Source organism: Streptomyces sp. NPDC034670 (genome assembly GCF_055574875.1).
Window position 1 is genome coordinate 134,101 of record NZ_JBVITR010000010.1, and the last position, 12,727, is coordinate 146,827.

11 protein-coding genes are annotated in these 12,727 nt (G+C 70.6%); 9 read left to right on the forward strand and 2 right to left on the reverse strand.

What is annotated here, in order from left to right:
• Nucleotides 1-343: 343 nt before the first annotated feature.
• On the reverse strand, nt 344-2,626 hold the full coding sequence (locus ACZ56B_RS10580; protein ID WP_468788336.1) for a heterodisulfide reductase-related iron-sulfur binding cluster: 2,283 nt from the start codon (nt 2,624-2,626) through the stop codon (nt 344-346).
• Between the two features lie 224 nt (nt 2,627-2,850).
• Here ACZ56B_RS10580 and ACZ56B_RS10585 point away from each other — a divergent pair, with 224 nt between their 5' ends.
• The 7 genes from ACZ56B_RS10585 (at nt 2,851) to ACZ56B_RS10615 (ending at nt 10,912) form a co-directional block, all read left to right on the forward strand.
• The gene (locus ACZ56B_RS10585; RefSeq protein ID WP_468788338.1) at nt 2,851-3,891 is read left to right on the forward strand and encodes an MraY family glycosyltransferase; all 1,041 of its coding nucleotides are present in this window, start codon (nt 2,851-2,853) and stop codon (nt 3,889-3,891) included.
• Nucleotides 3,892-3,985: 94 nt separating this feature from the next.
• Nucleotides 3,986-5,830 (forward strand): molecular chaperone DnaK, encoded by a 1,845-nt coding sequence (gene dnaK, locus ACZ56B_RS10590; protein ID WP_468788340.1) that lies wholly within the window; start codon nt 3,986-3,988, stop codon nt 5,828-5,830.
• Nucleotides 5,827-6,528, forward strand: a complete 702-nt coding sequence (gene grpE / locus ACZ56B_RS10595) for a nucleotide exchange factor GrpE (protein ID WP_468788342.1) — start codon at nt 5,827-5,829, stop codon at nt 6,526-6,528. Before dnaK ends, grpE begins: the two co-directional genes overlap by 4 nt.
• A 36-nt stretch (nt 6,529-6,564) precedes the next feature.
• Complete coding sequence (dnaJ, locus tag ACZ56B_RS10600; RefSeq protein WP_468788344.1) at nt 6,565-7,737, forward strand: molecular chaperone DnaJ; 1,173 nt, start codon at nt 6,565-6,567, stop codon at nt 7,735-7,737.
• Between the two features lie 5 nt (nt 7,738-7,742).
• The gene (locus ACZ56B_RS10605; RefSeq protein WP_468788346.1) at nt 7,743-8,195 is read left to right on the forward strand and encodes a heat shock protein transcriptional repressor HspR; all 453 of its coding nucleotides are present in this window, start codon (nt 7,743-7,745) and stop codon (nt 8,193-8,195) included.
• 273 nt (nt 8,196-8,468) lie between these two features.
• The gene (locus ACZ56B_RS10610; protein WP_468788348.1) at nt 8,469-9,575 is read left to right on the forward strand and encodes a sugar ABC transporter substrate-binding protein; all 1,107 of its coding nucleotides are present in this window, start codon (nt 8,469-8,471) and stop codon (nt 9,573-9,575) included.
• 305 nt (nt 9,576-9,880) lie between these two features.
• Nucleotides 9,881-10,912 (forward strand): helix-turn-helix transcriptional regulator, encoded by a 1,032-nt coding sequence (locus ACZ56B_RS10615; protein WP_468788350.1) that lies wholly within the window; start codon nt 9,881-9,883, stop codon nt 10,910-10,912.
• Between the two features lie 23 nt (nt 10,913-10,935).
• On the opposite strand, the gene ACZ56B_RS10620 is transcribed toward ACZ56B_RS10615, so the two are convergent.
• Nucleotides 10,936-11,955 carry a helix-turn-helix transcriptional regulator gene (locus tag ACZ56B_RS10620; RefSeq protein ID WP_468788352.1) on the reverse strand — a complete coding sequence of 340 codons (1,020 nt, stop codon included), beginning with the start codon at nt 11,953-11,955 and terminating at the stop codon, nt 10,936-10,938.
• A 128-nt stretch (nt 11,956-12,083) separates the two neighbouring features.
• Between ACZ56B_RS10620 and ACZ56B_RS10625 the strand changes: the two genes are divergently transcribed.
• Nucleotides 12,084-12,275, forward strand: a complete 192-nt coding sequence (locus ACZ56B_RS10625) for a hypothetical protein (protein WP_468788354.1) — start codon at nt 12,084-12,086, stop codon at nt 12,273-12,275.
• Between the two features lie 2 nt (nt 12,276-12,277).
• A complete protein-coding gene (locus ACZ56B_RS10630; protein ID WP_468788356.1) occupies nt 12,278-12,613 on the forward strand; it encodes a hypothetical protein in 336 nt (111 codons plus the stop codon).
• The last annotated feature ends 114 nt before the right edge of the window (nt 12,614-12,727 follow it).

The window sequence follows — 12,727 nt, forward strand, 5'->3', positions numbered from 1 at the left end:
CCCTAAGGGGTGGGTGGTTGAGGCCGTCCGTCCTGCGGAGGACCCGGGCCGCCCGCCCCCTCCGCAGGACGGACGGCGGGGGGACCCGGGCCGGTGCCGTCGTCCGGGTCCCCGGAAGGGGCGGGGGCCGGGAGGGTCCGGGGAAGGGGCGGGAAGGGCCCGGGGAAGGGGCCGGGAGGGTTCGGCCGTTCGGGTCACCCGGGGGCGGGGCGTCCGCGGTGAACGACGGCGCCCCGTCACCGGCCGGGGCCGGGACGGGGCGCTGGGGGCGGGAGAGGCCGGGGGATCGGTCCACCGGCTGCTCACCGGCTGCTCACCGGCTGCTCACCGGCTGTTCCGCCGGTTACTTCACCGGTTCGGGCTCGGGGGTGCTCTCGCTCTCCGCCTCGCCCGCCGGGTCGGCCGGCGTCTTGACGGACTCCAGCAGCAGCTGGGCCACGTCGACGACCTGGACGGACTCCTTGGCCTTGCCGTCGTTCTTCTTGCCGTTGACCGAGTCGGTCAGCATGACCAGGCAGAACGGGCAGGCGGTGGAGACGATGTCCGGGTTGAGGGCGAGGGCCTCGTCGACGCGCTCCTCGTTGATGCGCTTGCCGATCCGCTCCTCCATCCACATGCGGGCGCCGCCGGCGCCGCAGCAGAAGCCGCGCTCCTTGTGGCGGTGCATCTCCTCGTTGCGCAGGCCCGGGACCTTGCCGATGATCTCGCGCGGCGGCGTGTAGATCTTGTTGTGGCGGCCCAGGTAGCACGGGTCGTGGTAGGTGATGAGGCCCTCGACCGGGGTGACCGGGATCAGCTTGCCCTCGTCGACGAGGTGCTGGAGCAGCTGGGTGTGGTGGATGACCTCGTAGTCGCCGCCGAGCTGCGGGTACTCGTTGCCGAGCGTGTTGAGGCAGTGCGGGCAGGTGGCGACGATCTTCTTGGCCGACTTCGGCTTGCGGGACTCCTCGGTGACCTTGCCGTCGTCGTCCATCTCCTCGCCGAACGCGGCGTTCAGCGCCATGACGTTCTCCATGCCGAGCTCCTGGAACAGGGGCTCGTTGCCGAGGCGGCGGGCGGAGTCGCCGGTGCACTTCTCGTCGCCGCCCATGATCGCGAACTTGACGCCCGCGATGTGCAGCAGCTCGGCGAAGGCCTTGGTGGTCTTCTTGGCGCGGTCCTCCAGGGCGCCGGCGCAGCCGACCCAGTACAGGTACTCGACCTCGGACAGGTCCTCGATGTCCTTGCCGACGACCGGGACCTCGAAGTCGACCTCCTTGAGCCACTCCAGGCGCTGCTTCTTCGCCAGGCCCCAGGGGTTGCCCTTCTTCTCCAGGTTCTTGAGCATCGTGCCCGCCTCGGACGGGAACGCCGACTCGATCATGACCTGGTAGCGGCGCATGTCGACGATGTGGTCGACGTGCTCGATGTCCACCGGGCACTGCTCGACGCAGGCGCCGCAGGTGGTGCAGGACCACAGGACGTCCGGGTCGATGACGCCGTTGTCCTCGAGGGTGCCGATCAGCGGGCGCTCGGCCTCGGCGAGGGCGGCGGCGGGAACGTCCCTCAGCTGCTCCTCGGAGGCCTTCTCCTCGCCCTCCATGGTCTTGCCGCCGCCGGCCAGCAGGTAGGGGGCCTTGGCGTGCGCGTGGTCGCGCAGGCTCATGATCAGCAGCTTGGGGGAGAGGGGCTTGCCGGTGTTCCAGGCGGGGCACTGCGACTGGCAGCGGCCGCACTCGGTGCAGGTGGAGAAGTCCAGCAGGCCCTTCCAGGAGAACTGCTCGACCTGGGAGACGCCGAAGACGTCGTCGTCGCCGGGGTCGGTGAAGTCGATCGGCTTGCCGCCCGAGGTCATGGGCTGCAGGGCGCCGAGGGCGGTGGAGCCGTTCGCCTCGCGCTTGAACCAGATGTTCGGGAAGGCGAGGAAGCGGTGCCAGGCCACGCCCATGTTGGTCCTCAGCGAGACCACGATCATCCAGATGAACGAGGTGCTGATCTTGATCATCGCGAACAGGTAGACCAGGTTCTGCAGCGTGGTGGTGCTCAGCCCGTCGAAGGCGAGGACCAGGGGGTACGAGGCGAAGTACGACGCCTGGTAGCCGTCCACGTGGTGCAGGGCGCCCTCCAGGCCGCGCAGCACGTAGATGGCGAGGCCGATGGTGAGGATGACGGCCTCGACGAAGTACGCCTCGCCGGACTTGGAGCCCGCGAAGCGGGACTTGCGCCCGGGGCGGGTGGGCAGGTTGAGCAGCCGGATCGCGATGAGCACGGCGATGCCCAGGACCGTCATCACGCCGATGAACTCGATGTACATCTCGAACGGCAGGAACCCGCCGATCACCGGCAGCGTCCAGTCGGCCTGGAAGAGCTGTCCGAAGGCCTGGGCGAGGGTCGGGGGCAGCGTCAGGAAGCCGACGGCCACGAACCAGTGGGCGATGCCGACGATGCCCCACCGGTTCATGCGGGTGTGGCCGAGGAACTCCTTCACCAGGGTCACACTGCGCTGATAGGGGTTGTCGGTCCGGGTACCGGCCGGGACCGGCTGGCCCAGCTTGAAGTACCGGACGAACTGGCCGATCGCGCGTGCGAGCAGCGCAACGCCGACCACGGTCAGGACCAGCGACACGATGATCGCGGCGAGTTGCATGGGGGCTCCTCGGGCCTGCGAGGGGTTTCGTCGGGGACTCCTTGGGGCTTCCCCGAAATTACTAAGCGGTAACTTATGCAGTCCGTTCGAGACTACCCCCATCCCCGGCCGCACTGTAGCCGGGCGCGGGGTGATCTGAGTCGCTGAGGGTCGCCTGAGGCGGTGCCTCGGATGCGATCGTGTTATTCGCGCCCAATCGGTACATACGCCCCTAACTTATATCCGTGCTCTACGGGATCGCCGCCACCACCTCGGCCCTGCTCCTCGCCGCCCTGCTCACGGGGCTGCTCCGGTTCCCCGCCCGGCGCCTCGGTGTCCTGGACCGCAGGCGCCGGCGGGCGGTGCCGCTGTCCGGGGGAGCGGCCGTCGTGCCGGTGACCGTCCTGGTCGCGGCCGCCGGGGAGGTGACGGGTGCCGCGCCGCTCGGCGCCGGGGTCGGGACGCTGCTGGTCGCCGGGGTCTGCGTCGGCGCGCTCGGACTGGCCGTGGACGTGTGGCGGCTGAAGTGGTGGGTCCCGCCCGCCGGTGCGGCCGTGGCGGCGTCGGTGGTGGTGCCGTTCGGGGAGACCGGGGTGCCGGGCGGGCTGCTCGCCGTGGGATGGATCGCCGGTCTCGCCGCCGCCTTCCGGGGGCTCGACCACGCGGACGGGGTGGCCGGCACGGTGGGGGTGGTGACCGCGTCCGGGGCGGCGGTCTGCGCGGCGGCCGGACCGGTGGACGGGACCGCGGTGCCGCTGGGCGTGCTGGCCGCCGCGCTGGCCGGGTTCCTCGTCCACAACTGGCCTCCCGCGCGGGCCGGCCTCGGCGCGTGCGGCTCGCTGTTCACGGGGTTCGTGCTCGCCTCGGCGGCGGTGCCGGTGCGGGCCGGGCACGGGACGGGCGCGGACGCCGGGGTGCTGTTCGCGCTGACCGCCGTGGTGTGCGCCGACGTCGCGCTCGTGGCCCTCGCGCGGTGGACGGCCCGGCGGCCCCTGGCGTGCGGGGGGCCGGACCATCTCGGGCACCGGCTGCGTAGGCTCGGACTGGCCCCGCGCGCGGTGCCCGTCCTGCTGGGCGCCGGGGCGCTGGGCGGGGTGCTCGCCGGGGTGTGCGCGCACACCGGGCGGGCTCCCGCGGGCCCGGTGGTGTGGACGGTGGCCGCGGCGGTGACGGTGGTCGTCCTGGCGTTGGTGCGGGTGCCCGTCACCCCGGTTTTACCGCCGCGTCAACGGTCCTCGACCACGTCCGTGCAGGTCAGCGAACGATTGCGCGAGGGAAGTGGATAAGAGTTGAGTCTGTGTGACTCAGTTCTGTTGACCCTGTGCCGGGTGTTCGGGCACACTTGAGTCAGTTCCACTCAAGTCAGTTGGAGGAATCGAAATGGCACGTGCGGTCGGCATCGACCTGGGCACGACTAACTCCGTCGTCAGCGTTCTTGAGGGCGGCGAGCCCACCGTCATCACCAACGCCGAGGGTGCCAGGACCACGCCGTCCGTCGTCGCCTTCGCCAAGAACGGCGAGGTGCTGGTCGGTGAGGTGGCCAAGCGCCAGGCCGTGACCAACGTCGACAGGACCATCCGGTCGGTCAAGCGCCACATGGGCACCGACTGGAAGATCAACCTCGACGGCAAGGACTTCAACCCGCAGCAGATCAGCGCCTTCGTGCTGCAGAAGCTGAAGCGGGACGCCGAGGCGTACCTGGGCGAGAAGGTGACCGACGCGGTCATCACCGTCCCCGCCTACTTCAACGACGCCGAGCGCCAGGCCACCAAGGAGGCCGGTGAGATCGCCGGCCTGAACGTGCTGCGCATCGTCAACGAGCCGACGGCCGCCGCGCTGGCCTACGGCCTCGACAAGGACGAGCAGGTCATCCTCGTCTTCGACCTCGGTGGCGGTACCTTCGACGTCTCCCTGCTGGAGATCGGCGACGGCGTCGTCGAGGTGAAGGCCACCAACGGCGACAACAACCTCGGCGGTGACGACTGGGACCAGCGCGTCGTCGACTACCTGGTCAAGCAGTTCCAGGCCGGGCACGGCGTGGACCTGGCCAAGGACAAGATGGCGCTGCAGCGTCTGCGCGAGGCCGCCGAGAAGGCGAAGATCGAGCTGTCCTCGTCCACCGAGACCTCGATCAACCTGCCCTACATCACCGCCTCCGCCGAGGGCCCGCTGCACCTCGACGAGAAGCTCACCCGCGCCCAGTTCCAGCAGCTGACCGCGGACCTGCTGGAGCGCTGCAAGACGCCGTTCAACAACGTCATCAAGGACGCCGGCATCTCCGTCAGCGAGATCGACCACGTCGTCCTGGTCGGCGGCTCCACCCGCATGCCCGCCGTCGCCGAGCTCGTCAAGGAGCTGACCGGCGGCAAGGAGGCCAACAAGGGCGTCAACCCGGACGAGGTCGTCTCCATCGGCGCCGCGCTCCAGGCCGGTGTCCTCAAGGGCGAGGTCAAGGACGTCCTGCTGCTCGACGTCACCCCGCTGTCCCTCGGCATCGAGACCAAGGGCGGCATCATGACCAAGCTGATCGAGCGCAACACCACGATCCCGACGAAGCGCTCGGAGATCTTCACCACGGCCGAGGACAACCAGCCGTCGGTGCAGATCCAGGTCTACCAGGGCGAGCGCGAGATCGCGGCGTACAACAAGAAGCTCGGCATGTTCGAGCTGACCGGTCTGCCGCCGGCGCCCCGCGGCGTCCCGCAGATCGAGGTCTCCTTCGACATCGACGCCAACGGCATCATGCACGTCACGGCGAAGGACCTCGGCACCGGAAAGGAGCAGAAGATGACCGTCACCGGCGGCTCCTCGCTCCCGAAGGAAGAGGTCGACCGCATGCGCGAGGAGGCCGAGCGCTACGCGGAGGAGGACCACAAGCGCCGCGAGGCCGCCGAGTCCCGCAACCAGGGCGAGCAGCTCGTCTACCAGACCGAGAAGTTCCTCAGCGACAACGCGGACAAGGTCCCCGGCGAGATCAAGACCGAGGTCGAGGCCGCCGTCGCCGAGCTGAAGGAGAAGCTCAAGGGCGACGACACCGCCGAGATCCGCACCGCTACGGAGAAGGTCGCGGCCGTCTCCCAGAAGCTGGGCCAGGCCATGTACGCCGACGCCCAGGGCGCCCAGGCGGCCGGCGGCGCCTCCGCCGGTGCCGGTGAGGCCAGGGCGGACGACGATGTGGTGGATGCCGAGATCGTCGACGAGGACCGGAAGGACGGTGCGGCGTGACCGAGGAGACCCCGGGCTTCGACGAGCAGCAGCAGCCGCAGCCGCCGCCGCAGCAGCCCGACGTCCCCTCCGGCGCTCCCTCCGATGACGCCGAGCCGAAGACCGCTCCCTCCTCCTCTCCGGAGGAAGGGGCGGCTCCGGCCGGGGACGCGGACCGGAACGCGGCCCTGGTGGCCGAGCTGGACCAGGTGCGCTCCGCGCTGGGCGAGCGCACGGCGGACCTCCAGCGCCTCCAGGCCGAGTACCAGAACTACCGCCGCCGCGTCGAGCGGGACCGGGTCGCGGTCAAGGAGATCGCCGTCGCGAACCTCCTGACCGAACTCCTGCCCGTGCTCGACGACATCGGCCGCGCCCGGGAGCACGGCGAACTGGTCGGCGGGTTCAAGTCCGTCGCCGAGTCGCTGGAGACGACCGTGGCGAAGATGGGCCTGCAGCAGTTCGGCAAGGAGGGCGAGCCCTTCGACCCGACGATCCACGAGGCCCTGATGCACTCCTACGCCCCGGACGTCACCGAGACGACGTGCGTGGCGATTCTGCAGCCGGGGTACCGCATCGGCGAGCGCACCATCCGCCCCGCGCGGGTGGCCGTGGCCGAGCCGCAGCCCGGTGCGCAGACGGTCAAGCCGGCCGAGGAGGGCGCCGAGGCACCGGCGGACGCGGCGGAGGACAAGGAGAACGGTGGCCCGGAGGAGGGCTGACGTAATAGCTGACGCAGGGAAGGAGGGACGTCGGGGATGAGCACCAAGGACTTCATCGAGAAGGACTACTACAAGGTCCTCGGCGTCCCCAAGGACGCCACCGAGGCCGAGATCAAGAAGGCGTACCGGAAGCTCGCCCGCGAGTACCACCCGGACGCCAACAAGGGGAACGCCAAGGCGGAGGAGCGGTTCAAGGAGATCTCCGAGGCGAACGACGTCCTCGGCGACCCCAAGAAGCGCAAGGAGTACGACGAGGCCCGCGCCCTCTTCGGCAACGGCGGCTTCCGCCCGGGGCCGGGCGCGGGCGGCTCCTTCAACTTCGACCTGGGCGACCTCTTCGGGGGTCAGGCCGGGGGCCAGGCGGGCGGCGGCTTCGGCGGCGGCCTCGGTGACGTCTTCGGGGGCCTGTTCAACCGCGGCGGCACGGGCACCACGCGTACCCAGCCCCGCCGCGGCCAGGACATCGAGTCCGAGGTCACCCTCAGCTTCACCGAGGCGATCGAGGGCGCGACCGTTCCGCTGCGGATGTCCTCGCAGGCGCCCTGCAAGGCCTGTTCCGGCACCGGCGACAAGAACGGCACACCGCGCGTGTGCCCGACCTGCGTCGGCACCGGGCAGGTGGCGCGGGGCTCCGGCGGGGGCTTCTCGCTCACCGACCCCTGCCCCGACTGCAAGGGCCGCGGCCTGATCGCGGAGACCCCCTGCGACGTCTGCAGGGGCAGCGGCCGGGCCAAGTCCTCCAGGACCATGCAGGTGCGCATCCCCGCGGGCGTCAGCGACGGCCAGCGGATCCGGCTGCGCGGCAAGGGCGCACCGGGCGAGCGGGGCGGGCCGGCGGGCGACCTGTACGTCGTCGTGCACGTCGGCACCCACCCGGTGTTCGGCCGCAAGGGCGACAACCTCACCGTCACCGTCCCGGTCACCTACCCCGAGGCGGCCCTCGGCGGTGAGATCCGGGTCCCGACGCTGGGCGGCCCCCCGGTCACGCTGAAGCTGCCGCCGGGCACGCCCAACGGCCGCACCATGCGGGCGAGGGGCAAGGGCGCGGTCCGCAAGGACGGCACCCGCGGTGATCTGCTGGTCACCGTGGAGGTGAGTGTTCCCAAGGACCTGACGGGGAAGGCTCGTGACGCGCTGGAGGCGTATCGCGAGGCGACCGCGGGCGAGGACCCGCGGGCGGAGCTGTTCCAGGCCGCGAAGGGAGCTTGAGACTGATGGACGGCCGTCGACGCAATCCGTATGAACTGACCCAGGACACCCCGGTCTACGTCATCTCGGTGGCGGCCCAGCTCTCCGGCCTGCACCCGCAGACGCTGCGCCAGTACGACCGCCTGGGGCTCGTGTCACCGGACCGCACCGCCGGCCGGGGCCGCCGCTACTCGGCCCGCGACATCGAACTGCTCCGCCAGGTGCAGCAGTTGTCGCAGGACGAGGGCATCAATCTGGCCGGAATCAAGCGCATCATCGAACTGGAGAACCAAGTCACCGCCCTCCAGGCCCGGGTGGCCGAACTGGAGGACGCCCTCGACGGCGCGGCGGCGACGATGCGTCAGCGCGAGGCGGCGGTGCACGCCTCGTACCGTCGCGACCTGGTGCCGTACCAGGAGGTCCAGCAGACCAGCGCGCTGGTGGTGTGGCGGCCGAAGCGGCAGCAGCAGGCGGACTGACGCGGAAGAGGAAGCACCGGCCGGGGTCCGGGGGTTCGGGGAACCCCCGGACCCTCGTCGTGCGCCCGCGCGCCTGTGATAAGCGCATGTGTACGGATTCATCAGATCCCCGCGGGTCGTTCGCGGGACCCTCACGAGTGCGGCTCACCGTGTTGTGTCCATCTCGTTAAGTGATCACTCTTGACTCGGATGGTGGCGGAAGCGTTGGCTTTTCAGTCACATGGGACACAAAGTTGTGCCCAGGTCCGGAACGCACCTGAAGTGAGCCCCCGCATGCGTCGTATCGCCATACCCGTGGCCGTCACCTCGATGTCCGTCATGCTCGCCGGCTGCGGCGTGCTCGACGCGACAGGGAGCAGCGAGGACGCCAGCCCGACCAAGGGGAACGACATCACCGTCGGGCTGCTGCTCCCGGAGAAGGCCAACACCCGGTACGAGACGTTCGACTACCCCATCTTCAAGAAGAAGGTGGAGTCCCTCACCAGCAACCAGGGCAAGGTCGAGTACGCCAACGCCGAGGCGGACGCCGGCAAGCAGCAGAGCCAGCTGCAGGAGATGATCGACAAGAAGGTCGACGTCATCGTGCTGGACGCGGTCGACGCGCACGGCATCGCGGGCAGCGTGAAGAAGGCCAAGGAAGCGGGCATCCCGGTCATCGCCTACGACCGGCTGGCCGAGGGGCCGATCGACGCGTACATCTCCTTCGACAACGGGCTGGTCGGCGAGGTCCAGGGCCGTTCGCTGCTGGAGTCCCTCGGGAGCGGGCTCAGCGTCACCGACAAGATCGTGATGATGAACGGCTCGTCGACCGACCCGAACGCCAAGCAGTTCAAGGCGGGCGCGCTGTCCGAGCTCCGGGGCAAGGTGACGATCGCCAAGTCCTACGACACCAAGGACTGGAAGCCGGAGAACGCCCAGGCCAACATGACCGAGGCGATCAACGCGATCGGCGCGTCGAACATCGCCGCGGTCTACTCCGCCAACGACGGCATGGCGGGCGGCATCGTCGCGGCGCTCAAGGCCGCCGGCGTCACCGAGCTGCCCCCGATCACCGGTCAGGACGCGGAACTGCCGGCGGTGCAGCGGATCGTCAGCGGCGAGCAGTACATGAGCGTGTACAAGTCCTACCCGGAGGAGGCCGAGGCCGCCGCGGAGATGGCCGTGGCGAAGGTCCAGGGCCGGGACATCAAGTTCGACGCGCTGACCCGCGACCGGGTGAACAGCCCCACGGACAAGGACATCCCGGCGCAGCTCGTGCCCGTGGTCGCGCTGACCCAGGAGAACATCCGGGACACCGTCATCGCCGACGGGATCTACGACGTGTCGGACATCTGCACCCCGCAGTACAAGGCGGCGTGCGACGAGATCGGTCTGAAGTAACCCCCGCGGGGCCGCCCTTCCGCCCCGCCGGCTCCCGCCCCGCAGGCCCCCGTACCACGGGTTCCCGCACCGCCGCACCGCCGCACCGCCGCTCCCGACCGGCGGTGCGGCGGTGCCGTCATGTCGCGACGTCGGTATTCGGCCACCCTCGTCGGTTCGTCGCGACAGCACGGCCCGAAGCGGGGAAAGAGCCGGGCATGACGGTGGTTTCGAGTGGCCGTACCGGGAGGACCCGTGTTGCGGAGCCGGTTCCGGCCGCGCATAGTTGCGCTTCGGAAAGAGGCGGACCGGGGGTGGGACGGGCGATGGCCGGGCACGGGGCGGACGAGCATCCACACGGTGCTGACCGACTGTGCGAGGCCGGGGACCGCGTGTACTCCCGGGCCGTGCGGCGCGGGCGGGTGCCGCGCCGGGACGCGGAGCCGGTGCCCTGCCTGCTGGAACTGGCCCTGCTGCACCCGGATCCCGACGACATGGACTGGCTGGTCCCGACCGCCCCGCAGGAGGTCATGACCCGGCTGCTGCGCGGGATGTACGACGAGGTCAGCGCGAGCCAGCGCCGGGTCGGCTCGGCCGTCGCCGCCTTCGAGTGGTACGCGGGCCTCGGCCGCCAGGTGTCCCCGGCCGCCCCGGCGACGGAGGGCCAGGCGATCCGGGTGCTGGACGGGCTGGCGCGGATCCAGGCGGCGATGGACGAGGCGACGCAGGCCTGCACCACCGAGGTGCTCACCGTCCAGCCCGGCGGCATCCGGCGGGAGGCGGAGCTGTCGGAGGGGCTGCACCGGGCGACGGCGCTGCGCGGCCGCGGGGTGCGGATGCGGGACCTGTACACGCACGTGGCCCGGCACGGGCAGGGGCTGCTCACCTACCTGGAGCTGATGGGCGACGCGGTGGAGGCGCGCACCCTGGACGAGGTGATCGAGCGGCTGATCCTGTTCGACCGCACGGTCGCCTTCATCCCCGCCAACGCCGAGCGCACGATGGCGCTGGAGCTGCGGCACCCGGCGCTGGTGGAGTACCTGAGCACGGTCTTCGAGCGCCTGTGGCGGCTGGCCATCCCGCTGACCGCCCCGCTGCCCGACACCGGCATCGAGGGCATCTCGCACCGGGAGCAGTCCATCGCGGCGCTGCTGGCCGAGGGCCACCAGGACGCGGTGATCGCGGAACGCCTCGGCATCAGCGTCCGCACCTGCCGCGCCCACATCGCCCGCCTGTCGGAGACGCTGGGCGCGGCCAGCCGCACCCAGCTGGGCGTCCGCATCGCCCAGACCGGCCTGGACGGCGCGCCCCGCTCCTCCCTCACGGTGCGCGGCCGGGGATCCCGGACCGCCCGGTGAGGCGTCCGGGTCCGCCGGCGGTGTCACCCGGCCGTTCCCTCCTGGTCGAGGATCCCCGACTGGGCGATGAGGTAGCCCAGCTGGGCGCGGCTGCCGCTGCCGAGGGCCGACGCCAGTTTGGCGATGTGCGCGCGGCAGGTGCGGACGTTCATGCCGAGGCGCCGGGCGATGGCCTCGTCCACGTGCCCCTCCACGAGCAGTTTGGCGATGGAGTGCTGGATCTCGGTGATGCCGTCGGGGGCGGTCTCGTAGGGGGCGCCGGCGGTCAGCGGGACCGCGCGGCTCCACATGAACTCGAAGACCTTGACCAGGTAGCGGACGAGGCCCGTGTGCCGCAGCTCCAGGGCGACCTGGCGGTCGTCGCGCACGGGGATGAAGGCGACGCTCTCGTCGCAGATGATGAGGCGCTCCACCAGTTCGTCGATGGTGCGGTACTCCACCTTGCCGTCGGTGAACTGCTCGACGTAGGACAGGCGCTCCGGGCTGAACCGGGCGGTGTGCTGGTAGAGGGTCCGTATGCGCACGCCGCGCTCGATGAGCGGCCGGTCGCGCTCGAGCCCCTGCAGGAGGCTGCGTTCGGGCCGGTGGCCGCTCGGCTGGACCGTGAGCATCTCGGTCCGGCACTGGGCGGTGGCGAGGTCCAGCGCGCTGTTGATGCGGTCGTTGCCCTCGAGCACCGTGATCGAGTGGGTGGGTGCGATCTCCTGGGCGCTGAGGGCCATGAACGGCTCGAAAGTGTCGGCAAGTTCTATCGACAGCCGCCTGCGCTCGGTTATCTCCCGCTCCAGGGGGCCGAGCCGCTGGGCCAGGGCGAGCGACGGGAGGACCGGACGCAACCACTGCGGATCGTCGGGATCCGGGTGAAGGAGGGCGAACTCCATCAAGCAGGGCGCCGGTTCCACGTCCGCGCGGGTGATACGTCCCGCGCGGAGGGCATTCGCGTACAGGCGCGCCCCCTCCTCGCACAGCTCAGTCACCGCATGGGGATGCGTCGCCTTAGTCCGTTTTGTTGCCAAATCTCCACCCCCCAGGGTCCTGAACATGCAGGAACATGATGCACCGATCGTGTGGCCATGACGTGCCCGAATGAGCCATCGTCGTATGCGACGGGGGAAGAGGGGACCTTCAAGTGAGGACGAAGCCGACTATGGGTAAGAGAATGCTTCGCTCGGTGCTTGTCGCCGCCTTCTCCGTCGGTGTGGCCTTCGGGGTGCTGGGCGGCCTGTCCGAGACGGAGGGAGACGTCCGGGCGGACAGCACGTGGCCGCCGATCATCGCGCCGATCGGCGCGCAGGACGCGGTCCAGGGTGACAGCGTGTGGGCCGCGGGTCCCGCGCGCACGGACGACAGTGTGTGGGCCTGACCATGACTACTCCACCGGACGATCGCTCCTTCCGCAGGGAAATGGCCACCGCCTACCGGTCCGGATGGCACTTCATCGACCTGGTCACCGCCATCCCCCACAGCGGTGACTCGTTGATGGTGACCGTCTTCGGTGAGCCGGTCGTCGTCACCCGGGACGAGGACGGCGACGTACGGGCGTTCCGGTGCCTGCGGCGTCCTCGTGGGGCGCCGCGGCCCGTGCGGTGCGCCATCCGGTACGGCATGATCTTCGTGAACCTGGACCAGCGGGACCACCGGCAGGTGGAGTCCGACTCCCCTGCCCCCCGGACCATCTCGGCCACCCCCCGCAGTGCCTGACGCGATTCCCCCGTCGTAACAGATCGCTCAGGTGCTTCCCCCCGCAGCGGGGGGGGGGGGGGGGGGGGGGGGGGGGGGGGGGGTGGGGGGGGGGGGGGGGGGGGTGGGGGGGGA